Annotated in this window: 18 protein-coding genes and 1 pseudogene; 14 read left to right on the forward strand and 5 right to left on the reverse strand. The window is 44.3% G+C overall.

The window, feature by feature from the left end:
• The first annotated feature begins 38 nt into the window (after positions 1–38).
• The 4 genes from FM038_RS02840 (at position 39) to FM038_RS02855 (ending at position 3889) form a co-directional block, all read left to right on the forward strand.
• Entirely contained in the window at positions 39–959 is a 921-nt protein-coding gene (locus tag FM038_RS02840; protein WP_142871865.1) for a dTDP-4-dehydrorhamnose reductase family protein, read from the forward strand.
• Positions 960–961: 2 nt separating this feature from the next.
• Positions 962–2212 (forward strand): sensor histidine kinase, encoded by a 1251-nt coding sequence (locus tag FM038_RS02845; RefSeq protein ID WP_142871866.1) that lies wholly within the window; start codon positions 962–964, stop codon positions 2210–2212.
• 38 nt (positions 2213–2250) lie between these two features.
• Positions 2251–2787 carry a response regulator transcription factor gene (locus FM038_RS02850; protein WP_142871867.1) on the forward strand — a complete coding sequence of 179 codons (537 nt, stop codon included), beginning with the start codon at positions 2251–2253 and terminating at the stop codon, positions 2785–2787.
• A 118-nt stretch (positions 2788–2905) separates the two neighbouring features.
• On the forward strand, positions 2906–3889 hold the full coding sequence (locus tag FM038_RS02855) for a sensor domain-containing diguanylate cyclase (RefSeq protein WP_142871868.1): 984 nt from the start codon (positions 2906–2908) through the stop codon (positions 3887–3889).
• Between the two features lie 46 nt (positions 3890–3935).
• Here FM038_RS02855 and FM038_RS02860 read toward each other — a convergent pair whose 3' ends face one another.
• On the reverse strand, positions 3936–5993 hold the full coding sequence (locus FM038_RS02860; RefSeq protein ID WP_142871869.1) for a TonB-dependent receptor plug domain-containing protein: 2058 nt from the start codon (positions 5991–5993) through the stop codon (positions 3936–3938).
• A 177-nt stretch (positions 5994–6170) separates the two neighbouring features.
• Complete coding sequence (locus FM038_RS02865) at positions 6171–7088, reverse strand: LysR family transcriptional regulator (RefSeq protein WP_142871870.1); 918 nt, start codon at positions 7086–7088, stop codon at positions 6171–6173.
• A 99-nt stretch (positions 7089–7187) separates the two neighbouring features.
• On the opposite strand from FM038_RS02865, the gene FM038_RS02870 reads away from it, so the two are divergent.
• Entirely contained in the window at positions 7188–8288 is a 1101-nt protein-coding gene (locus tag FM038_RS02870) for an alkene reductase (protein WP_142871871.1), read from the forward strand.
• A 55-nt stretch (positions 8289–8343) separates the two neighbouring features.
• Here FM038_RS02870 and FM038_RS02875 read toward each other — a convergent pair whose 3' ends face one another.
• A complete protein-coding gene (locus tag FM038_RS02875; protein ID WP_142871872.1) occupies positions 8344–8940 on the reverse strand; it encodes a response regulator transcription factor in 597 nt (198 codons plus the stop codon).
• Between the two features lie 198 nt (positions 8941–9138).
• Between FM038_RS02875 and FM038_RS02880 the strand changes: the two genes are divergently transcribed.
• The 4 genes from FM038_RS02880 to nrfD all read left to right on the forward strand — a co-directional run bounded on the left by FM038_RS02880 (position 9139) and on the right by nrfD (position 15095).
• On the forward strand, positions 9139–10983 hold the full coding sequence (locus FM038_RS02880; RefSeq protein WP_142872900.1) for a sensor histidine kinase: 1845 nt from the start codon (positions 9139–9141) through the stop codon (positions 10981–10983).
• 278 nt (positions 10984–11261) lie between these two features.
• Positions 11262–13544: a thiosulfate reductase PhsA gene (gene phsA, locus FM038_RS02885; protein WP_142871873.1), complete on the forward strand. Its 2283-nt coding sequence runs from the start codon at positions 11262–11264 to the stop codon at positions 13542–13544.
• A gap of 13 nt (positions 13545–13557) precedes the next feature.
• Positions 13558–14130 carry a 4Fe-4S dicluster domain-containing protein gene (locus FM038_RS02890; protein WP_142871874.1) on the forward strand — a complete coding sequence of 191 codons (573 nt, stop codon included), beginning with the start codon at positions 13558–13560 and terminating at the stop codon, positions 14128–14130.
• Positions 14127–15095 (forward strand): NrfD/PsrC family molybdoenzyme membrane anchor subunit, encoded by a 969-nt coding sequence (gene nrfD / locus FM038_RS02895; protein ID WP_142871875.1) that lies wholly within the window; start codon positions 14127–14129, stop codon positions 15093–15095. Before FM038_RS02890 ends, nrfD begins: the two co-directional genes overlap by 4 nt.
• Before the next feature lie 566 nt (positions 15096–15661).
• Here nrfD and ltrA read toward each other — a convergent pair.
• Positions 15662–17134 carry a group II intron reverse transcriptase/maturase gene (gene ltrA, locus FM038_RS02900; RefSeq protein WP_142872046.1) on the reverse strand — a complete coding sequence of 491 codons (1473 nt, stop codon included), beginning with the start codon at positions 17132–17134 and terminating at the stop codon, positions 15662–15664.
• Positions 17135–18025: 891 nt separating this feature from the next.
• Between ltrA and FM038_RS02905 the strand changes: the two genes are divergently transcribed.
• The 5 genes and pseudogenes from FM038_RS02905 to FM038_RS02925 all read left to right on the forward strand — a co-directional run bounded on the left by FM038_RS02905 (position 18026) and on the right by FM038_RS02925 (position 23437).
• On the forward strand, positions 18026–18853 hold the full coding sequence (locus tag FM038_RS02905) for a macro domain-containing protein (RefSeq protein WP_142871878.1): 828 nt from the start codon (positions 18026–18028) through the stop codon (positions 18851–18853).
• A gap of 169 nt (positions 18854–19022) precedes the next feature.
• Positions 19023–20018, forward strand: coding sequence for a retron St85 family effector protein (locus FM038_RS02910; RefSeq protein ID WP_142871879.1), 996 nt, complete (start codon positions 19023–19025; stop codon positions 20016–20018).
• On the forward strand, positions 20011–21018 hold the full coding sequence (locus tag FM038_RS02915; RefSeq protein WP_195873198.1) for a retron St85 family RNA-directed DNA polymerase: 1008 nt from the start codon (positions 20011–20013) through the stop codon (positions 21016–21018). The genes FM038_RS02910 and FM038_RS02915 overlap by 8 nt, the downstream gene beginning before the upstream one ends.
• Before the next feature lie 461 nt (positions 21019–21479).
• A pseudogene (locus FM038_RS02920) lies at positions 21480–21911 on the forward strand (transposase family protein); the annotation flags it as partial.
• Positions 21912–22966: 1055 nt separating this feature from the next.
• Positions 22967–23437: a hypothetical protein gene (locus FM038_RS02925; protein ID WP_223292987.1), complete on the forward strand. Its 471-nt coding sequence runs from the start codon at positions 22967–22969 to the stop codon at positions 23435–23437.
• 143 nt (positions 23438–23580) lie between these two features.
• Here the strand turns inward: FM038_RS02925 and FM038_RS02930 are convergent, their stop codons facing one another.
• Entirely contained in the window at positions 23581–24738 is a 1158-nt protein-coding gene (locus FM038_RS02930) for a putative sulfate/molybdate transporter (RefSeq protein WP_142871882.1), read from the reverse strand.
• Between the last annotated feature and the right edge of the window lie 43 nt (positions 24739–24781).

A 24781-nucleotide genomic window follows, 5' to 3' on the forward strand; every position in this document is an offset into this window, starting at 1 on the left:
TATATGTGTAGAACATTTATAGCAGCTTGGAGATGAAAATGGCTAAAATAATGATAACCGGTGCGACAGGTTTACTCGGTAGGGCTGTGAAATCTCAGCTTGAAAAAGTGACTGAGCATCAAGTGATTGCCACAGGATTTAGTCGTGCTCAAGCTGGTATATACAAGTTAGATCTCACCCATGCAGATGAGATAGCACAATTTATTGCACAGCATAAACCCGATGTGATTGTACATTGCGCCGCCGAGCGTCGCCCCGATGTATCGGAGCAAAACCCAAGCGCTGCATTAGCACTCAATGTCAGTGCGACCAAGGCGCTCGCTGAGACAGCCAAAAAGCACGGCGCCTGGGTTATCTATATCTCTACCGATTATGTATTCGATGGCACTGAGCCCAGTTATTCTGAGTCAGATATGCCTAATCCGGTTAACTTCTACGGTGAGTCGAAATGGAAGGGTGAGCAGGCGCTGCTAAAAGCGTCCAATGAGTTTGCCGTGCTTAGATTGCCTATTCTCTATGGTCGAGTTGAACAGGTCTCTGAGTCCGCAATCTTGGTCCTGCTTAACCAGTTAATGGATAAGCAGACTCAAGAGGTTGATCATTGGGCGGTACGAAGTCCTACATCGACCCAAGATATTGCTCAGGCGATTGAGAAGATGATTGAGCTGAAGCTTAATCATATCGATCTGTCTGGTATTTATCATTTCAGTGGTACAGAGACCATGAGTAAATATCAGATGTTGCTTTCCTTAGGGGAGATACTTGGGCATAGCACTCAGCATTTAAAATCGGTTTCAGAGCCAACCGACAGTGCTAAACGTCCTAAAGATTGTACCTTAATCTGTGACAGGCTCGCTAAGCTTGGCATTCAATCTAAGGTATTATTCCGCGAGGGAATGTTAGCATCTCTTGGTGAGTCACCAACGGCACTTGCAAAAATAGGATTGAAAGTAGATTAATTATGCCTCATAAGTTAGTGCCAAGTTTGAAAGCCTCCGATCAGCTGGCTTTTCTGAGAATATTTGGTTTAGTGCTCAAGCTAGGGCTGACATTTTTTGCCGCCGAAACTTTTGGTCTATCCATTCATAGCCCTGTACTCAATTACGCTCTTTTGCTTGAAGGCGCTTATCTGACATTAACGTTTGCGATCAGGCAGCCCATGATGTCAAAGGACTCTGGCTTGTTTACTGCGCTATTGCTAGATACCGCTTTTTGGATCACTTGGCTGTATTTTTCAGGTGGTGCAACGAATGCATTCATTTCCCTATTGTTGTTGCCTATTGCAATTGCGGCGGTAACATTGCCCCGCTGGGCACCTTGGACACTGAGCTTCATTTCAACCATTGCCTATAGTTTAATGCTCTACTCTGTGCCTGATAATCAGATGCAGCATCACGGTATGGATATGGGGTCTCACTATTTAGGCATGTGGTTCAACTTTGTCATTTCAGCACTGGTATTAACGACCAGTGTCGCCTTTATTGCTAAACGCATGCGTCGACAAGACGCAGAGCTGGCCTATATGAGAGAGGCACAACTTAGGCAGGAGAAATTATTAGCATTAGGCACCGCATCGGCGCAGATGGCACACCAATTGGCGACCCCACTATCTAGCTTGCGTTTATTGGTCGAAGAAGTGGCTGAAGATCTCGTTACTGACTCTCCCTCCATCAAAGAGATGGAAGTGGCCCTTTCTCGTTGTGAAACAACGCTTACAGAGCTTAGGTTGGCTACAGAGTCTATTCGAGAGCAGAAGCAGGTAGAGGTTGAGACGAGTATCTTGATAGCTATGCTGAGGCAGCAAGTGACGCTGTTAATGCCGCAGCTTAAACTACAGTTGGTGGCAGATCCACAGATTCAACAGAGCCACATTTTTACTGATGCCAGTTTGCTGCCAGCACTACTCTCGCTGATTGAAAATGCCGCTCGTGCCAGTGAAGACCAAATCGGTGAGAAGCGTGTCAAAGTCGAAATTGATATAGAACCAGAATATCTAAATTTGCGGGTTAGAGTGCGTGACTATGGTATCGGGATCCCCAAACACTTGCTGTCTCAACTCGGTCATAAACTAATCGATAGTCCAACAGGTATGGGGATGGCACTGATGCTAAGCCATGCTAGTTTTGAACGACTAGGTGGCACCTTAATTCTAGGTAGCCATAGTGAAGGTGGCGCGGTGGCTGAAGTGACCCTGCCAGTCATAGAGCATTAGATAAGCGCTGTATTCATTGGTAACCTTGTGGAGAGCATGTGACAGAAAACAATAGATTATTGATCATAGAGGACGACTTCGCCTTTGCTGGCGTACTAGCAAGACGTTTAACGCGATATGATTTCGAGTGTCAGCTTGCTCACGATGCAACTCAGGGATTACTGCTTGCCAGGCAGTTTAAACCCACACATATATTGCTGGATATGAAGCTTGCCGAAGATAATGGCTTGGCACTGATTGAGCCTTTAAGGCAACACCTTCCTCAGGTGTTGATGGTGCTGCTTACTGGCTATGCGAGTATTGCTACCGCAGTTGAGGCAATACGTCTGGGCGCAAATAATTATTTGGCAAAACCTGTCGACACTCAGACCTTGCTTCATGCACTTAATGCACTGCCCGAAGATGTGTTACTTGTTCCTGTTGATGAAGAGCCGCTTAACCCCAAACGATTGGAGTGGGAGCATATTCAACAGGTGTTGACTGCTAATAAGGGCAATGTGTCGGCAACAGCTCGTCAATTGAGTATGCACAGGCGGACATTACAGCGAAAGCTGTTGAAGAAGCCTGTATCGTAAAAGCAGGCAAATGCTCTTCTTTATGAGTCTGTATAAGTAAATCCACTCATTTATTCTATGATTATAGGGTGTTTCACTGTAGCTTGTTGTTAATGACAGCTGGAATAGGTCGCATAAGATGACTCATAGCTCAGTATTTGAAACGGATAAGTTTTTACTCGACAATCCAAACGATCTTATCTCAATCGAAAAATGGCAAAAGACGGTTAATTTACTGGCCAAACTGTTCGATGCGCCAGCCGGTTTTTTGGTGCAACACACCTCTTCCGGTTTTCAGGTGACGATTGCCAGTGAGCAGGAGTCAAATCCCTATAGTGCTGGGATCGTTATTGAGCCTGAGGTTAATATTTTCTGCCGTAAAATAGTAGAAACCGGTGAAGAGCTGTATGTCTCTAATGCCCCAATAGACCCTTGCTGGGACAGCAATCCTGAAGTCCATAAAGATGGCTTTACATCTTACCTTGGTGTACCTGTTTTTTGGCCCAATGGTAAAGCGTTTGGCACCTTTTGTGTGATGGATTATAAACAGACAGATTATCAAGAGACCTATCTTGAGTTGATCCGTCATCTGAAGGATATTCTCGAAGCAGATCTATCCATGTTGGGCGTCTATGAGCAGATGTTAAAACTAGCGATCACCGATCCCTTGTGTGATATCAATAACCGACGTGGTTTTTCTGTGTTAGCAGAGCAAAGGATTAAGCTGGCACAACGTACTCAGGGTCGATTAGGCTTGCTCTATATTGATATCGATGACTTCAAATCTATCAACGATATTCACGGCCATAATGTTGGCGATGAAGTGCTCCAACACTTGGCTAACACGCTGGGTGAGTGTGTAAGACATACTGATGTGATCGGTAGAATGGGCGGTGATGAGTTTGTTGCTTTGGTCGTCATGGAGCAAGAAGATGATCTGATTAAAATAGAGCAGAGCATAATGCAAGGTATCGCATCAGCCACTGAGAGTCGCTCCCTACCTGAATATGCTGTTTCCATAGGGCATGTGACAGTGGATTTAAAGCTGGATTTGATGTCTATGCTCGATAGTGCCGATAAAGATATGTTGATCCGTAAGCAGGGAAAACTTGATATCAGCTAGTTTATCTATCCTAGGTACTAGGATCTAGTACCTAGGATTTAACATCTTAAAATCTATATTCTCCCGTTAGCCAAGCGTTCATGCCTGTGCCTGGCATGCGTTCGCCAGCTGTCAAATCACCACCCATGACTCGGTTATAACCGGCTAAATGATCTTCATATTCGGTATCGAACAGGTTATTGACCCCAGCTTTAATCATCCAACTGTCAGCGTCATAGCCAAGAGATATATTCATCAGACCATAACCGGCAGTCGTTTCTTCAAGTTGAGTCTCAGATACCTTGTCCTGAGCGTTGACACCTAGGCCTTCGACTCTTGCCTGCCAGTTGCCGTTTTGATAATTTAATCCAAACATGACCTTAGGTGGAGCGATTCGGTAGAGGTTATCGTCGATATCACGACGCTCACCACTCACATAGCTGGCATTCATATCTAGGCTCCAGTTGTCACTAAGCTGATAAGCCGCAGCGAGATCCATGCCAAATAGCTGGGCATCGACGTTATCAAACTGCATAGGGTTGTCATCGCCCATCATCTGCGCCGCCATAATCACTGCCGGGTCTGTTGCTGCAACCCCTTGAATATAATCATTGATGCGGTGTAAGAAGATACGCGGACTGAGGCTGAAGTCGCCACTGGCGTAATCAGCGCCGACTTCGACTTGATAGGCTGTTTCTAAGTTCAGATCTATCTGGCCGACATAGGTGCGTCCATCTGCCAAGCCGCCGGTTGATTGCATTGGTACCCATAGGTATCTCTGTTGGTAGCTGGCGCTGGTTTGTTTACTGGCCAAGCCTAAAATCCAGCTCAGCTCGCTGTTCACTTGATAACGGCCATTAAGCACAAGATCGACACCGGTTTGAGATTGCGAACGGTCGGCATTGTTATACCTATCCATCAGCATCTTAATCGCAGGCATGCTGCCGGCCATAGAGTGTTCTACCTCATCGGCGTCGGTGAGGTAGTGCTTAACGCGTGCGCCCAGTTGCCAATTCCACTGGCCGATATCTTGTTGCCACTGAGCAAAGGCACTGTAGGTATCGTCTTTTACACCATTGAAATTATCCACATGGAACATGGCCATGGTGGGATCGGTTATCACTGAATTATGTTCACTAAGCTGAGTATCGACTCCGAATAGCCAAGCGTCTTTGCCTATAGATATCAGGCCATCGAAGCTGGTGCTGTCGGCGCTGTTGTATCTGGCATTCATGGAGGGCATCTTCATGCGTTGGCTGAAGTTGTCCATGCCATGTGTTGCATCGCTGTAGGCCAGATGCCAATTGAGCTCCCAGTTAGAGAGGTCATGAACACCCTCTAGCTTGACCCTGTCACTGCGGATAAAGTCGATATCCATAGGCAGTGCCGGCGTTCCGGCTTCGTTGGTTTCAACGTGCTGATAGCCTATGGCAATAGACTCATTGTCTGAACTCGATGCTCCCAGATTGAAGCGGTACTGACCACCAAACATCTGCTTGTCATATGTGGTGGGTGAAATTTCACTGCCATTACCCGAGGTGGTATTTTCATCGCCTTTGAGTATGTCTGCATAAACCAGTAGGGCATGATCTTGGTTACCGATATTGGCCTTAGCGCCTAAATGACCACGCTGACCATTATCCTGATATTGTGCCGCTATTTTGCCACTGGTTTCATCGAAGCTAGCTTGAGATTCTATGACCTTGACGCTACCGCCTATGGTATCGGTGCCAGCTGATACCGGTGCTATGCCTCGCGTCATTTCAAGGCGTTCGCTATTGACTAAACTGGCATAACTTAGTGGAGAGTCCATGGCATTCGGGCCGGCGCTCGCTAAGGTGACACCGTTAACTTGAGTATTGACTCTGTCGCCATATAGTCCGCGATATTGGGCTATGCCAGTTAGCGGGCCATTACCATTGACTGCTGCACCGGGAATTTGTTCCAGTAAGCCACTGATATCGGCTTTTGGTGCGACCGTATCTGCCGAAACTGAGCTATAGCTGCCTTCTTGATGACCAGTGACTTCGATAACTTCGAAGCCAGCATCGTCGGCGAAAGCCTTGGTAGATGAAAAAAGAGCTGAAAAGATCGAAAGTGAGATAATTGATAAGCGCAATGTCATAGTATTTATCTTCGTTGATTTATCTGTTGATAATTTGTTTTTGATGTGACCATCTTGGTTCGCGGCGGATTGTGTCAGTCAACGAGAAGAGTGACAAAGCCTAATCGCCAAACTGCGACAAGCTGTCGCAGGGGTGGTTAAATTCGTGGCAGGTTTGTGCAGTGCTATAAAGCGGGATTACTTAACTATCAAGGGAAAAGTCTCTGAAAACTCTTCTATCCGTTTGATGATAAAGTCTATGGTTTTTCTGATTTTTAGTGTTGGGTAGTCGGATTGCAGATACACGAGTTGCAGTGGGATCTTCTCGGCCAGCTGATCGGGAAAGAGTAATACCAGCCTGCCTTGGTGCACATCCGCGGCAACATCCAGCCAACTCTTATAGGCAATGCCTTCACCAGCTAAGGCCCAGTCACGAATGACGGCGCCATCATTGCTTATCTTATTGGCCCTGACATGGGTGTCATAGCTTTCACCCTTATGGCTGAATCGCCACTTATTCCAAGGTTTTCCGCCTCGATTGAGGAGCAATATTTGGTGTTGGTTGAGCTCATTTGGGTGTTTGGGTATTCCGCTCTTAGCGAGGTAATCGGGGGAGGCTATGGCAACCCTATGGGTCATGGCTAGCTGACGGCGTTTAAGATTAGAGTCTTCAAGCTGGCCATATCTAAGTGCCAGATGCAGGTTCTGATTGATAAGATCTGACATATGATCGCCAAACAAGAGAGTGAGGGTCAGATCGGGAGCCTGATTGGCAAAATCATCGAGCCAGCCACGGATGAGGTTTCGTCCTAGATCTGAAGGTAGCGCGATACGTATCTCTCCCTTTAGTTCTCCTCGGTTATCCGCTAGGGCTGTATTTGCACCTTCAAGTAACTCCAGCGCTTTACGGCCTGTCTCGATAAAGACCTGCCCTTCCTGAGTGAGTGTCATCGAGCGGGTAGAGCGAGAGAACAGCTGACAGTTTATCAGTTTTTCCAGCCGCTGAAGCGCAGCGCTGGCCGCCGCTGGCGTCATACCTAGTTCGCGACCGGCTGCAGAGATGCTTTGAAGATCGGCAATTCTGATGGCGAGATGGAGATCTTTGAGATGATACATATCAAATATTTTTTGAAAATGATTCCAATAATAGCCTAATTATCAAAATTTGTTAACAGGGGTAGACTTAGCTCATGTTTTCAATCATCAGGAGTTATTATGAGCCTTTTTACCCCCTATAAAAAATCACATCTGTCATTGAGTAATCGTATGGTGATGGCACCGATGACACGTTCGAGAACGACTCAGCCAGGCAATACGCCCAATGAGATGATGGCCGAGTATTATGCTCAGCGGGCCTCGACGGGGTTAATAATCACCGAAGCCACTCAGATCTCTGATGATAGTCAGGGCTATTCTTTTACGCCGGGAGTCTACACCCCTGAGCAGGTCGAGGGGTGGAAAAAGGTCACGTCGGCAGTGCATCAGGCCGGAGGCACTATTTTCAATCAGCTCTGGCATGTGGGGCGAGTATCTCATCCTGTTTTTCAGCGGGGACAGGCACCGATAGCCCCATCGGCTATAAAGCCGACAGATACTCAAGTTTGGGTAGTAGACGAGGCCAACCCTGAGGGGCAGATGGTAGATTGTCCGACGCCTCGAGAAATGCACCAAGGGGATATCGATCGTGTGGTCAATGACTTTGCCTTAGCGGCAAAAAATGCCATCGATGCCGGATTTGATGGGGTCGAAATTCACGGTGGCAATGGTTATCTTATCGATCAGTTTTTACGCACCAACTCTAATCATAGAGCTGATGAATATGGAGGAACACCAGAGAAACGTATTCGCTTCTTAATCGAAATAGTCAAAGCGGTCAGTGTTAAAATTGGAGCCGAAAAAGTGGGTGTCAGGTTAGCCCCGTTTGTGACCTTTAAAGATATGGGCTGCCCTGAAATTGTAGAGACGATTTTGTTAGCCGCTAAGCAATTAGGCACGATGAATATCGGTTATGTTCATTTATCTGAAGCGGATTGGGACGATGCGCCGCAGATCCCAGAATCATTTCGCGTTGAACTCAGGGAAGTGTTTCATGGCACCATTATCGTGGCGGGGCGTTATGATGTTCATCGAGCCGATGGGATCTTAGCTAAGGGATATGCCGATCTCGTCGCATTTGGACGTTCATTTATTGCTAATCCTGACTTGCCTTATCGTCTGTGTAATCAGCTACCTTTGGCTCATTTCGATAAGGGGCCACTGTTTGGGGGCGGCGCAGAAGGTTACATCGATTATCCTAACTACCAAGCGGCGACATAAAGTGGCTGGTTTGTTGAGATAATCAACTGAGATTTTCATTTATCACTAAACACGCTCATTGTCGGGTCGCATTGACTAGCTCGGCAATGTTGTGCACCCCAAGCTTCTTCATCACCTTAGCACGATGGACCTCTATGGTGCGTAAGGATAGAAATAGCGCTTCAGAGATCTGCTTGTTGGTTTTACCCTCTGTAAGCAAGTGCAGTACCTGATGCTCTCTGGGAGAGAGAGTGAGGAGTTTGCATTTCAGTGACTGTTCTTCAAAGGTTCGCTGGCTGTAAATAAAAGCCTTGTTAATCGCTTCGGCTAATTCAGTGCCTGGTACTGGCTTTTGAAAAAAATCACAGGCGCCTTTACGAAATGCATCCACTGCCATGGGCATATCACCGTGACCGGTGAGAAAAATAATCCCTAGTGGGCTATCCACATCAAGTAATCTGGATTGCACCTCCTGCCCGGTGATTTCAGGCATGCGGCTATCGAGAATAACGCAGCCAGCTTGTTGCAGATCTATCTGTTTGAGAAATTGGCTACCAGAGTTAAACCCAGTGACTTCGTAGTCGAACTGGTGCAGCATAAAACTCAATGAGTCTAAGATCGCCGCATCGTCATCAACTAAGTAAACGGGCAGAGTGAGATCAACTTGTATCATTATTAGGCTCTAGATTCTCTATGGCATTGTACTGACTTTAGATTAGCCTTATGGCGCTCTAGTCTCAATGGTTCAACGCCAGTTTAGGATGGAGATCACTATATAAATATCATGTTTTATGAATACTTGAGACTGGCTCTCTGTATTTTATTGTGGATTGAATTATCTTTGCCCTAGAACCACAGCCGGGCACAGATGATGCGATTACCTCACTACTTTCTTACTCTCTTTACTCTTCTTTTTTGTATAAGTGCCTCAGCGCAACCCAAGCTCATTGATGCAGAGGAAAACATAGAGCGTTTTAAAGTTGGAGTACTCGCCAATCATGGTGTGAAGAAGGGGATAGAGCGTTGGCAGATGACCATGGATTATCTCAGTGAACAAGTGCCTGGGACACATTTTGAAGTGGTGCCTGTCGATTTTGATGAGATGAGCCGTCAGTTACTGAGTCATGAGATCCAATTTATCGTCACCAATCCTGGTCAATATTTGAACCTTAGCGGGCACTTTCCGCTGTCATGGCTAGCGACCATGAAAAGTCTTAAGCATCAGCAAACCACCTTTGCAATAGGCTCAACCATCATAGTGCGTGCCGATAGTCAGATTTATACCCTCAAAGATTTAGAAGGCAAACATATCGTTGCCAGCGATCCCCAGGCGTTAGGTGGTTATCAGGCCGCAATAGGCCTATTGCATAAGGTGGGTTACAACCCTGAGCGTTTTTTTGGCTCTATGCGTTTCTTAGGTTTTCCTTTAGAACCCATTGTTTATCAGGTGAGAGATAAGACAGTCGATGCTGCAATTACCCCTTTTTGTACCCTGGAAGAGATGATCGATCAAGGAATGGTCAATAAGGCAGACTTTAGGGTGATCCACCCGACTAAGCCCGAGGGTTGTGATTGCCTTGTGAGCACACAACTTTACCCGAATTGGTCCTTTGCTTCTGCCGATACGGTGTCACCTCTGATCACACAAAAGATCGCCCAGGCGCTCTATGATCTTCCTGCCGATCATATTGCAGCCATCACAGCTAAAAACTCAGGCTGGACTGCACCAATTAGCCAATTTAAGGTGATACAGCTATTTAAAGAACTGCAGCTTAAGATGCCACCTCCGCCACTACATAAAACTGTACTGAAGTGGATGGAGCGCAACAAGGAGTGGGGATTCGCCCTTTTGTTGCTGTTTGTCGCCTCTACCATCTATCACCTTTGGCTTGAGTATAAATTCAGAGAGAAGAGTGAATACTTGCTTGAGACAGAGCGACAATTAAAGGATAAAGCCTTGCAGGTTGAGCGAATGCAAAGTGCCGCAATTTTAGGTGAAATAGGCTCAGGGCTCGCCCATGAGTTGAATCAACCTATAGCAGCGATCACTCAGTACAGTGAGGGAGGCATGATGCGATTAAACAACAGAGGCGATGGAGGCTCCGAGCTCTATGAGTTATTGGCCAAGATAAATGCTCAGTCTGTGCGTGCTGGGGCCGTCGTACACCGTATAAGAGGTCTGCTAAAGCGGCGAAAAACCCATGCTGAAGCGCTAAATATAAGTGATGTTATTAATAACTCCTTAGTGCTTTTTCGACGTGAATTTGATCGACAGAATATAGCACTGGCGCAGGAAACCCATGGCGTGTTCTACTCGATACAAGGTGATGAGGTGGGCCTGAGTCAAGTATTAGTCAATGTGATCAAGAATAGCTTAGATGCCATGAGTGCGATGGCCACTGCGGATAAGCAGATCTGTGTATTCCTCGATTTTGAGGATACCCAAGTTCGAGTACGTGTGAGAGATAATGGTCCGGGTTTACAGGGAGAAGCCAGTGAACTGATGGCATCATTCTGTTCCACCAAAGATGAAGGTCTTGGATTAGGGCTAGCCATCTGTAAAGATGTTATCAATCAACATAACGGCGAGTTTAAAATAGAGAATAACAACAAGTCTAAAGAGTCTACTTGGGCACAGGGTTGTGTGGTAACAATTCTATTGCCTAGAGAGATAAATCAAAGGAATAAACATGAGTTTGAAGTGGAGCTTCCCTAAGGGATTAATATTACTTTGTTTTGGTGACGACCTATTTTGAACATAGGCTATCCAATATTTGTTGTATTCTCATCATACTGCTCTGCGACAACTCACAGTTTCCCGGCAATCCCTATAGATAATCCTGCGTAGGATCACACTCACTTCCTTCATGTGGTTTACCACAATACCCTTGCTTCTTGTAAGGGTTAACAATGCTCATAAGCCCGCTGTAGAAATGGGCAGCGAATACTATATTTGTGAGCGTTTCATCTGCATTGCCGATGAAGGAGGAAACTATGATTAAGCTTGATAGGCGTAATTTTATTAAGGGAGCTGGAGCTGGGAGTGCAACCTGCGCCCTAGCAACCATGTTACCAGGGTCTTTGGCAGCATTGGAAAGTGCCCCACTAAAAGGAGTGGGTAAAGAGGTCGCGAGTATCTGTGAGATGTGCTCAACACGCTGTCCAATTTCGGCGCGAGTCGTTAACGGCAAGAATGTTTTTATTACTGGTAATAAAGAAGCTAAGTCGTTCGGCGGTAAGGTGTGTGCGAGAGGCGGTGCCGGTCATAGCTTACTCTATGATCCACAGCGAATCGTTAATCCTCTTAAGCGTGTCGGTGAGCGTGGTGAAGGCAAGTGGGCTGAGATCAGCTGGGATGAAGCTTATAAAACCATAGCCAAAAAACTGAATCAGATAAAGCGCGACCATGGCGCCGAGTCTGTTGCCTTCTCATCAAAGTCGGGCTCTCTTTCTGGTCACCTGTTTCATCTTTGTAAAGCCTTTGGTTCGCCCAATACATTTACCCATGGCTCTACCTGTCCTGGTGGTTATGTCGTTGCTGCAAAAGCGATTTTTGGTACCAAGGTTAAACGAGATCTAGGCAACTCAAAATATATTATTAACTTCGGTCATAACCTCTATGAAGGTATTAATATGTCCGAAACTCGCGCCATGATGGATGCGCAGATGGAGAAGGGCACTAAGCTGGTGGTGTTTGAACCCCGCTTCTCAATCGTTGCCGATAAGGCGGATGAATGGTTTGCGATTAAACCTGGTACCGATGTCACCGTAGCATTAGCTCTGTGCCATGTATTGATTGAAGATGGCCTATACGACAAAGCCTTTATTGAACGTTATGTTGAAGGATTCGATGAATTTGCCAAAGAAGTTAAGGCATACACTCCCGAGTGGGCCGAAGGCATAAGTGATGTACCCGCAGCCGATATTCGTCGTATCGCTTATGAATATGCATCACATGCCCCTCACGCAGTCGTCGATTTTGGCCATCGAGCCACCTTCACCACCGAAGAGTTCGAGATGCGTCGCGCCCTGTTTGCTGCCAATGTATTGATTGGTAATATCGAGCGAAAAGGTGGCTTATATCTAGGTAAGAAGGCCAAAACCTACAACAAGTTTGCCGGTGAAACAGTGGCACCGATACTGGGTAAACCTGGTGTAGAGGGCATGCCTAAGCCAACAGCCAAACGTATTGATCAGGTTGATGACCAATACGCCATCATGTGGTCATCGGGCGGAGTTTACCAAACGATTTTGGATGCCACATTAGAGGCGAAACCCTACCAGTTAAAAGCTTGGGTGATGAGCCGCACCAATCCAATGCAAACCATGACGGATAGATCCCGTGTGGTGGAAGCACTTAAAAAGCTCGACTTAGTGGTGAGCTGTGATGTTTATATTAGCGAAACAGCGGCCTATGCCGACATTATCTTACCTGAATCTACCTACCTCGAGCGTGACGAAGAGATTGCTGATAAATCTGGCAAGAACCCTGCCTACTATGTGCGTCAGCGTGTGGTTGAAACCATAGGTCAAACTAAACCGAGCTGGCAGATTTTCAAAGAGCTTGGTGAAGAGATGGGTTTAGGTCAGTTCTTCCCTTGGGCGAGCATGGAAACCTTGCAGATGCTGCAACTTAACCGTGATACGACTGAGCTTAAACGCATTAAAGATAAAGGCTATGTCAGTTACGGTAAGCCGCTAATGCTTAGAGAGCCTGAGATGGTCAGCGCCTTTGCCCAATCCTATAGCAATGCTAAGGCGGTCGATGCAGACGGAACCTATGGCAGTCAGCTTAAGTTTAAAACACCAAGCGGCAAGATTGAGCTGAGTTCGAAAAAAGTCGAAGGCATGGCACCTGGTCGTGGAGTCATTAAATATCGTGAGGTAAATCTTAAGCAAGTCGACGAGCTCTACTTTATTCAGGGAAAAGTGGCGATTCATACCAATGGTGCAACCCACAATGTTCCTATGTTGGCGAACTTGATGTCCGATAACGCAATCTGGATCCACCCGATAACCGCAGGAAAGCTGGGGATCGGCGCAGGTGATGCGATAAGTATCACCAGTAGCGTTGGCAGAGAAGAGGGAACGGCCTTAGTCACCCCAGGTATTCGTCAAGATACAGTCTTTGCTTATATGGGCTTTGGCTCTAAAAACAAGGAGCTGGTACGTGCAACAGGTAAAGGCGTGCATTGCGGTAACTTATTACCACATAAGACTGCCCCGGTTTGTGGCATGAATATTCACACCACTGGCGTCAAGCTTGCGAAGATTTAGTAGGAGTTAAAATATGTCTAAGCGACTCATAATGATACATGACGAAAATAAGTGTATCGGCTGCCAAGCTTGCAACATAGCTTGTCGCAGTGAAAATGGCACCCCTGATGAGGTGACCCGACTTCAAGTCAGAGTAGAGGGCCCATTTGGCGAAGCGCCTAATCTACATTTCAAATATAACCGTGTTTCATGCCAGCAGTGTGAAGATGCACCTTGCGTCAAGGTCTGCCCAACAGGCGCGGCCTATGTCGGCGAAGACGGCCTAGTCTCAATCAAGGCTGAAAAATGCGTTGGTTGTATGTACTGTGTTGCTGCCTGCCCTTACAAGGTTCGCTTTATGAACCCGGAAACAAAAGTCGCCGATAAGTGCAACTTCTGTAAGGAGACCCGCCTTGCTAAAGGTGAGTTACCTGCCTGTGTGACAGCTTGTCCAACCGATGCCTTGATCTTTGGTGATGCCAACGATTCTAGCAGCGAAGTCGTCAAAATACTTAACACTAAACCTAGCTATCAAGATAAGACACACCTTGGCACAAAACCGAGACTCTATCGTATTCCGACTAAGAGAGGGGGGATCCAGTCATGAACAATATCTGGGGCGATATGGCGCAATATGATCCGGTTACCTGGAATTGGATCATCGCAATCTATCTGTTTATGGCAGGCTTATCTGCCGGCAGTATCTTAATTGGTATCGGACTTCGCTGGTATCGCAGTGAAGAGGATAGAAAAGCTGTTAAAGGGAGCTGCGCAGAAGAGAGCGCTATCTTAAAGGCGGCCGCTATCATCAGTCCGATAGCGATCAGTTTAGGTTTAGCCTGTCTGGTGTTCGATCTGACTAAGCCGTTTCATTTTTGGTTGATCTTGATTAATTACAACTTCGAGTCGGTGATGGCGTTGGGTGTGCTAGCCCTGTTAGCTTACTCACCCTTGGGCATCGCATATGCATTAATCGTGTTGCGTGATGAGCTACCTAAGTGGAAATTGGGTTTCCTATTGCCAGTGGCTCAGATATTGATGCCATTTAGAAAGGCGATTGAGGTATTGCTGTTTATCTTAGCTATCGGAGTCGGTGCTTATACGGGCTTCCTTATCTCGGCAATGAACGCCTATCCAATGCTCAACACGGCAGTATTGCCTGCTCTGTTTTTGGTTTCTGGTCTATCGGCGGGTGCAGCAGCTAACTCTATCGTGGCGCTATTGATGTTTAACGTCGACAGCCATGATAAAGAACTGAGTAAGATGCATGGGCTTGAACTCCCAGTGATGGCTACTGAAATCATGTTCCTGTTTATGCTGTTTTGCGCACTCTACTTCAAAGGCGGCGCAGCTGCAGTAGCGCTAGCATCACTAACCACAGGTGTGTGGGCGAGTGTGTTTTGGATCGGCGTGGTAGGTATTGGTTTTGGCATTCCCCTGCTATCAATGCTGATGCCAGCATCTACCCGCCACACCAAAACAGCAATGATTGTGGTGGCCTGTAGTGGCTTAACGGGTGTGTTAGCACTCCGTCACTTTATAATCTATGCAGGACAGAGTTACATCCATTAGATGAGCGCTAATGTGCCGCTTATTGTTGTAGTTCATTGTTAGCAATTAGCTGGTGGTGAATATCTAAGCCCAGATATTATATCTGGGCTTTTTGTTTTTGGTTGGTTTCATTTGGTCTAGTTGGTACTTGGCGGCATGCTGCATACCAATATTGCATTGTTATTTAACGCCTGTCCGGCGAGGAATGTGTAAGCACTTCTGTGACACGCTGGCTCTTGATTTCATAAGAGTCTATCCCTATACGCTCTGCGACATCAAACAACCTCCATGTTTAAAAGCCAGTTCGATATCCCTATCTCTCGTTCGGAGAGTATCACTTCGTGATTCCTCACCCTGAAATCGAAGGTCACAGCCGCGTTTACACCTGAGTATTTTCTTCTTCGATTGGAGTTTTACTGACAGAATTGCTTGGTGATCACAGAATAATGAGGACACCTTTAACTCGTTTATGTCGGATAGGCGGCACTTGTTGCCAAGTGCCGCCCTCCTAAGAACCCAGCGTGCAACTTTCACTGCACTGGGCTCAAGCCTCCACTAAGGCGTGTTACGTTACCCAGCTACCTACATTACATTGCAGCCAGAGCAGGTTCGAACCAAGAATTACGACTTTGCTTTTTCGGTTTCCTCTTAACCAAATAGGCTAGATATTGAGGATCGAATGGCGTGGCAGCACTCCTGATTTTCACATGTCTCTTTATCGGCGTTTGAGCTATCTGAACCAGATTAAAATGGCAGTCCATGTTGGCGATTTTCTGCCAGCCGTGGAATTGCCACCCACCTATGCGATTCATGTAGTATTTTCGACGTACCCAGTCTTTGCTTTTCGTTAGGTGACGCCTTACCGCCCATCGCCATAACAACCAGAAAAGTTGATGGCCTACATAATCGAAAGTTCGCTTTGCCACACAATGACGATAATAATTCGCCCATCCTCTCAGCTTCGGATTCAAAATCTTAATGAGATCGTTTACTGGAATAGTTGCGTGCTTTTTGACGAGTTCGCGTAAGTTACTCAAAAATGATAATACATTGCTCTTACTTGGTTTAATAAGCAGTTTGCCTTTGTACTTCCTAAGATTGAATCCCAGAAAGTCAAAACCATCATCAATATGAGTGACATGCGTTTTCTCTTCAGAAAGTGTTAAGCCTCTTTCTTGTAGAAAACCAATTAGCTGCGGTTTGATTTCGTTAAGTAGGAACTGTTGTGAAGTCCCCGTTATTACAAAATCATCTGCGTATCCGATGAAGTTGACCCTATCACCTGTTTTACGAGCAATAGACTTAACCAATTGTTCTAACCCAGCAAGCGTGAGCAGCATCAGAGTAGGAGATATTATCCCACCTTGTGGTGTCCCTTCTGCCGTTTTATAGAACAATCCTTTGTCAACAAAACCACAACCAAGCCATTGTTTCAGCATTCGTTTATCTAATTGAATGTTATCGATAAGCCATTGATGACCAATCTTATCGAAACAGGCTTTGATGTCTCCCTCAAGAACCCATTGGCTAGAGTTTTTCTGACACAAGCATTTGAAGCATTGCGCGATGGCATCGGCAGTACTTCGGTTAGGTCGAAAACCATAACTGTTTGGGTCGACAATGGTCTCAGAGATAGGCTCTAATGCAAGAAGGTGGAGGGCTTGTTGCGCCCTATCTATCATGCAAGGAATGCCTAGGGGTCTGAGTTTGCCGTTTTTCTTGGGGATATAGATACGCCTGAGCGGTTTGGCTTGATAGCCTTTTCTGCTCAGTTGATTGACCGCCGCCATACAACGGACATCGGTGTTCCAGATGATGCCGTCTATTCCTGGCGTTTTACTGCCTTTGTTTTGAGATACTCGTTTAACAGCAAGAATCTTTGCTGCTCTTGAGTGAGTTAGTATCCACTGCAATGCTTTCGCCTTGCCGTGTTTACCTTCTCGGATTGCTTTTGCAATGCGCATTTGAAGCCTTAATACATGTTGCTTAACCGCCTTCCAGTTAATGGATTGCCATTGAGCATTGTCAGGAGATGCACTAACTTCGTTTGAAGCCATCATTTGCGTTTCTCCTTAAATAAAGTTCTTCAAATCATCTTGCAACGGGAGACCAGCTAGAAGTCAGCTCGCTTTCGCGCCAGATAAAATCAGTATCCGCATCATTACAATGCGGCATTCGCTTTTTCTAGCCTCCTTTACCTGCATGACTATCGGCAGCCTTCGCAGGCCACTTTCCCCAAAGGGAGCAATACAGGCTTACCCTGTTCCGTATGTCGCGCAACGTCAGGTTAGATGCCCACTATAGTGCGGAGAGTTATTTGATCACGAAAGAGCACTGTCCAATCTCTTTCCAACTCTCGTGCCTTTTGGCCACAGCGTATTAACCACTTCCGCTGTTTCTCATATAACGCACCTTAAATGGATTCACTTACGTTCATCATACTGACACCCTAGCACTTACCCGATTGTGGTTATCAGGAGGAACATCCTCTCACGATTCTGTTCCCGTCCAATGGACTTCGTTACATTGTCAGACTCGCTGCTTTATTCAGAGTCTTAGGGTCATCTGGTGATACAGATGGTTCACTCTTATCGCGGTGAACAGCGCTTCATACGACTTCAGGTCGCACGGACAAAAGTGAGTTACAGGCTTTGCACTAATGCGCTTAGTTCAGATTAGAAAAAGTATCTTAGTTTATTCAAAAGCCCTAATTCGCTCCGACCCCTTTATCCGTTTCTATTGCCAAAGCTTTACTTGTGCTACTTAACACTTCTATCAGTGAAACTGATTTTGGGGCAGATTCGACTTAGAACAATCACTCTAAGCCGTAGATATGTGTCCTGTCTTTCTTAGGGTTAATCTATCAATAATTAAAAAACTAAATACACTTAATCAATATAGTGTAACATGTTGGTTTTATACCATTTTATATGACAATAAAAGAAAACCTTATGCCTAGAGTACATCTTCAATCTGTAAAACGTAACCTAATAGCAGTTATTGCTATGTTAAGCAGTCTCATAACGATTTATTCATTTTTTTCTTGTCCTGTGCCTAATGAAATAAAAGAAAACCCCATCTTTAGTTTGTTTAGTCTATTTCTATTAAGCATCATTTTTTCGCTAATGCTTAGCAAAGAAAAAAGAAAAGTTAGAATTAAGATTAACAATGATACAGAATTGGAAGTCTCGGTAGGTAAGCTGGGGGCTTGTCAAAATGTAGTTATACCTGTGAATGATTATTTTGATACGAGAGTTGACGGCCATATAGTCTCACCTGATAGTCTTCACGGTCAATTTATCAAGCATGAATTTGGTAATGATACCGCTCTTTTAGAGCAATTAATCGATGAACAATTAATCAATATAAATTATAGAGTAAATGATGAACGTAGTGTTAATAGAAAAAAATCCTACCCTCTAGGCACGACGATTAAGATTAGTCACAAAAAAAGGGATTACTATTTAGTTGTATTGACTCAATTTGATTCTGACAATAAGGCTGGCATTAATAGTTCAGATTATCAATTGGTTATAGCAAAGTTGATTTCTTTTATTGCTACTCACTCTCAAGGAAAAAGGGTCTCGCTACCTATAATTGGTGGTTCATCGAGAACAGGCCTCAAAGCACTATCTAAGCAGCAAAAGCTAGAACTGATTATCTTGTCTATGATGTTATCGGATAGTCTATCGATAGACAAAGGTTTAGATATTGTAATACCTGAAGCGGACTGGAAGAGCATTAGCCTCAATAGATTGGAATATCATATGATTAGTTAGTTGATTTTTTTGTAGTTCGTGCTACGATAATTCAATCTTTACGCGTTAGAAGTATATCTTCATCCGGCGTATCGCCGGAGCTTAGTAATTGGGTAAAATTACGAGCACGATACTCGAAAAATCGCTACGCGATTTGTTCTCGCATCGTGCCCGATCTAGGTAAAGATAAATGTTTTCAGAAAATATCAGCGCATTCTTTCAAAATATCAACCTTGAAAAAATGCGCTTAGCTGATGTACCCATCTGTGTGTTTTTTTGTGGCGGTGAGAATCGTATAGATAGCTCCGAAGATACTATCCCATCAATGCGATATATGGTCCTTCAAAAAATAAAGGCCGATGATCCAACTCTTTTTCGTCAAATTGTTTTAGCTGAATCATTTCAAGATTGGATAAATCAAGATGTTGATATAACTAATTTAATCGACTTAGAGGTTTTATTAGCAGAACTTGCGACTCTTGTTGTTCTAATTGTAGAAGGTCCTGGAGCCTACGCTGAATTAGGTGTATTTAGTGTAATAGAATCAATTCAAAAAAAGTTACTTCCCATAGTTAACACTACAGTTATCCAAGAACGGTCATTTGTTAATTATGGACCAATTGACTATTTGAAAAATGAAAAACCTGAAACTGAAATTAGTGAGCTTACGTGGAAGGTGCATATTGAAAGTTCCGATAATAAAATACTTTCATCAATTGATACATCAGACTCTAATTTAGAAGCAACTGTAGGTGTTATCATTGAGGATATTAATGATTCCCTAAACAAAAAAAATGTAGAGTCACCGCTCATAAATATTGAGATGAAAGGCCACGTATTTATTTTAATACATGAAATTGTATATTTACTTCAAGCTGTGTTGGCAAAAGAAGTTAAGTTTATACTTGGTAATTTCTTTAATATTAACTATGAAACTAAATATATAAGAAAAATACTATATATTTTAACGAAGCTTAATTTTGTTGAAAAGTCAAAAATCAAAAAGAATGATAATTTGTATTATTTATCAAAAACAAATCATAGTCTATTCAAATATTCTTACAAGTCTTCAGATGAGAGTTTAAAAAAAGATAATTTTGTTAGTCATATACTTCTTCATTACTTCGAAGAACCAAAAGAGAAAAGAAGGTTATTAGCAATTAACAATAGAGCACAAGGTGAATAAGTTGAATATACTAAATGAAATATCAAATGATATCGATGTAAACATAGGTGAATTCTTCAACTTTAGCTCTATGGCACCTACTGCATACTCAACATTTCAGATAAGAAAAAAATCTGGTGGTACTAGGGAAATATCCCAGCCAGCTCAGTGGCTTAAGTCTGTTCAGTACGCGATAATACAAAAGCTTTTAGAACAACTTCCCATTCATTACACTGCAACCGCTTATCAAAAAGGTAAGGGCATTAAGCAGAACGCTGAAGCTCACATTAATAAAACATTTATATTAAAGACTGATTTTGAAAATTTTTTCCCATCCATATTACAAAGTGATCTAGAGTTAATATTAAAACGTAATAATATAGAAATAAATAGTTTTGAATACTCTGTAATTTCAAGATTTTTATTTAAGAAGAAAAATGATTCAAATAAACTTGAACTTTGTATTGGAGCCCCGTCTTCACCCATGATTTCAAATGTAGTAATGTTTGAAATTGACAGCTTACTATCAGAAAAATGTAATGAACTAGACATTTCCTATACTAGGTATGCAGATGATATGACATTCTCATCTGATAAGTATGAAAATGTAGAATTCATTTTAGAATTCCTGAAACAGACCATTTTAAAAGTAGAATCGCCTCAGTTAATATTGAATAATAAGAAAACCAAAATAATTTCAAAAGGGCGTTCTCAAAGAGTAACAGGTGTGATTCTTTCGAATGATGGAAGGGTATCTATAGGGAGGAATAAAAGGCGACGAGCTCGAACATTATTACATTTATTAGAATTAGATAAGGTTGATGATAAATCATTAGTTGAACTGTATAGCATTGTTAGCTTTATGAGAAATATTGAACCTGAGTTTTATGAAATATTAAAAGAAAAGTATGGTTATAATCTTTTTAAAAAACTATATAAAAAATTCTCATTGCTGGTTGAAAAACATACGGATCAATCGACAGGGATGAAGCTAAAGTTTAAAGGCTTTAACGTTGATTAAGATAATATTAAATAACATGGCCATATATGGACGCCCCGACCCCGTCAAGATAATATTCCTCTAACTAAGGTGTTTTTTACCTTAGTTAGCCTTTGACTTTTAACTAATCAAACTGCTATTTGATGAGACTCATAGCCGCTAAAAGCGGTTGTACTGCTATATATTCGGGCTTAACAAGCTCTTGCTTGCGCCCCTGATGAAATCCGTACCTATGCGCCAATAATTTATTTAACACCCATGCGGACTAAGCATGTCCTTGGCCTGTTCGGGCTTACATTGGTTGGACTGAGCCTGGCGAATCCCCACAAAAAGATAAACAGAAATAATGAGATAGGAAAAATATTGAGGAACATTCATGGCATTTGGTGATCAAATTTATCGCCAAACAAAAATTACCACGAGTAAATGCCATGAATGCAAAGCAAGTTTTATCAAAATGTCTCTCCCTTGTCACCCCATAAATGCATAAAACTCGCCGACAGAGTTTGTTTTCAGCAATCGAAAGCTCAATGAATGGTGGCTCCCTATCAATCACAAGCCTTGGCCGCGACATTGATAGTAATGCCTTGGAAAAACATAAGATTAAGCGTGTAGACAGGCTCTGCTCTAACACTCAGCTACACCGTGATATCAAGCTCATCTATACTCGAATGGCTTACCTATTGGTGAGCAAAATGTCACAGCCAATAATCCATATCGATTGGTCTGATTTAGATGACAGGAAGGAGAGCTTTCTCATCCGCGCCTCCCTTGCAGCTCAAGGGCGCTCTTTAACACTCTATGAAGAGATTTATCCGTTAAACCTGAAAGAGAAACCTAAAATTCACCTCCAATTTATGACTCGGCTGAAGGCGATGCTACCAAGTAACTGCAAGCCAATTATCGTGACAGAACAAAGGGGTCGGAGCGAATAAGGTCAAACCTTCTTGTAAATCCACAAGTGTAGATACGGCTGCGAGCTTCCAAATCAGGGATGATTTGGCAGAGCTTCCATGGATGGACTTGCAGCGTCTCGCAGAAGTAGCTGCACATCCCCCGCTGGGAAGCGATAGATTAGCATGAAGGTTCGACCTTCAAACACTCAGCCAACACCAACAAATCCAAATGAAACCAATACTAAATGTAATCAGCCTTCCTTCGAAGGCTGGCTCACTTTGGGGCATAAGTGAGTTACGGAACACTAGCCATAACCACAATCGAAGAGAGAAATAACCGAGTGTAGGTGCGGCTGCGGACTTCGGCTTCAAGGATGAAGCCGCAGAGCGTATAGGGATATATTCACAGCGTGCCGCAGAAGTAGCTGCACATGCCTCGCCGGCCAGGCGTTAGGTTACATTGAAAGTACGACTTTCAAACACACTAGCCAACAACTGCTGGATTCCGGCTCAAAAGATCTGCCGGAATGACAAAAGAGCCAGCTTCAACCAAGTAAACAACACATAAAATGTAATAAGACTTCATTCGAAGGCTGGCTCACTTTGGGGCAGAAATGTTTTACCAATTTAAGCTTAGACTTACCATCAAAAGCCAAATCGAAGAGATAAATAACCAAGTGTAGGTGCGGCTGCGGACGTTGATGGCATGGATGCCATCGTCGAGCCTCCATGGACGACTCTTATGAAATCAACAGGCGGCGTTTCGCAGAAGTAGCTGCACAATCCTCGCCGGACAGGCGTTAGATTACAGTGAAGATACAATCTTCAAACACTCGTCCAGATGTAAAACTAGCCAAATGAACCGAATAAAAAATGTCATCAGCCTTCATTCGAAGGCTAGCAAACGATATTGGCCGTCGACACCAATGAACCCAATACAAAAGATATTTAAGACTTGTTATCTGACAAGGTTAAACCCCAACTTTGGGGGATTTTAATCTCTGGCTCAGATACGTTTATTACAATTGATGACATTGTTGTTTCTTTCCAAAGTAAAAGAGGGACTTGTTATCATGGATACATCTAGCTCGAAACCAAAAGCTAAGACCAAAGCTAAGCCAGACTCTAAGACTAATGATAAGTCAGGTGTGGCTCGTCGTATGCCTTGGGTTGCTATCGGTGTCATCACATCCATAGTGATCATTGTTGGGCTGTTGATCACTGTGATGCCTAAAGGTTTTAAGTCGACTCACGAGCAAATAGGCACAGGTAAACCTGCTGTAGTGTTTGTCTATGATCTTAGCTTAACTGTGAGTAACAGCCAGACCGAGCAGATGAATGAAGCTCGCGACTACCTGAGTAATCATCTTGACGAGGAAGTGTTCTTTCTCATCGCCAGCGTGGACACCCCTGAAGGCGATCAACTGATCGCTAAACACCGTGCTAGACCTGCAGAGCTTTTACTCTTTGATCCATCCGGCAACCTAATTAAAAGACAGTATGCTTTGAAAAGTGCTGGCGAGCTCATCCAGTGGCTGCGCTAGGAGGCATTCTATACGGATATGTTATTTGGATGATGTAGCTAATAAGTCTATAAGATACTTCAATCTTGTTATCTGACAAGTTCAGACCACCTAAGGGAGCAAGTATGCCTGAAAGTCAGATAAACCCATTCTAATGTCTCAAACTAATGTCTCAAATCGGAGACTATTTTCCATTGTCGTCGGGCCGTTTCCAAGATAAACCCTGCTGCCAATCCAGCGGCTGTGTTCACTAACAGACAAATCGCGGCGGTTGAGAGAATGATGAAGATACAGAAAGGGCGGCCATCGATAAATCGTTTTGACCAGGCAAGCTGAAGACCAGCAATCGCTAATAGACTGCCCAGCACCGCCAGTGGAATGAGTGACAGCATGGTCGCTATTCCTTCACCCCAAGTGAGGGCTATGAGCAGGCAAGTGCTGCCAAATATCGTTGGTGCAATCCAGGTTCTGGCACCAAAATGATGCTGAACCGCAAGGCCTCCTGCACCATGGCACATGGCAGTTGCACCGAAGGGAGCTAAGACTAAATTCATCAAACCAGAGCTGGTAGCGAGGCGTTTAGGGGTAAAGTTCTCCTTCCCATTGACCATGTCGGCGGGAAACTTATCTTTTGCCATCGCCGTGGTGGCTATCACCGCATTAGTGAGGGTGAGTGCCAGTTGTGGTAACACCAGTAAGCCAGCTGCTGAGGTCCACTCGTTGAGGCTTGGCCAACTGAGCTGCCAGCTGGTGTCGACATTGAGGTTAAAGCTGGGTGCCATACCACTGTTGAGTTGCCATACCATGCCTAAACCGAGTACCAGAGGCATAGCGAGATAGCGCATGGGCAGGAAGCGGCTGGCAAACAGAATGGCAAAGGCTGCGACTCCGATAAACCAGGTCTCTCCCATCATCTGTCCACCCATCCAGATAAGTTGTAATCCAATGGCAAGTTGGATACCGATACTGATAGCGGGTGAGAGCTGCTTTGCCATCCAAGTGATCGCACCGCTAAAGGCGAGCACTAATAGTATTATTCCCATCATCATACCGCTGGCTTGCAGCATGCCAGGGGTTAAGCCTTGGGCTATCACTAACGCAGCGATCACCTTCATCGGCTGAATGGGGATAGGACGCCTGTAGTAGAAAGCGGTAAATAACGCGAACACGCCAAAACCCATAAATATCCCCTGTGGAGAAAAATGGTTGAGGGCGATAAGGCCTAAAACGAGCGGTAAAAACGTACCTAGATCGGCGAAGGCACCGCTGAGTTCACCTGAGTACTGATCACATCTTTTAAGAAATGTGCTTTTGCATGTCATATAGCTTGCCGTGAGTAGAGAACAGCTTATTCTTTACAATTAT

Source organism: Shewanella eurypsychrophilus (genome assembly GCF_007004545.3).
Classification (GTDB): domain Bacteria; phylum Pseudomonadota; class Gammaproteobacteria; order Enterobacterales; family Shewanellaceae; genus Shewanella; species Shewanella eurypsychrophilus.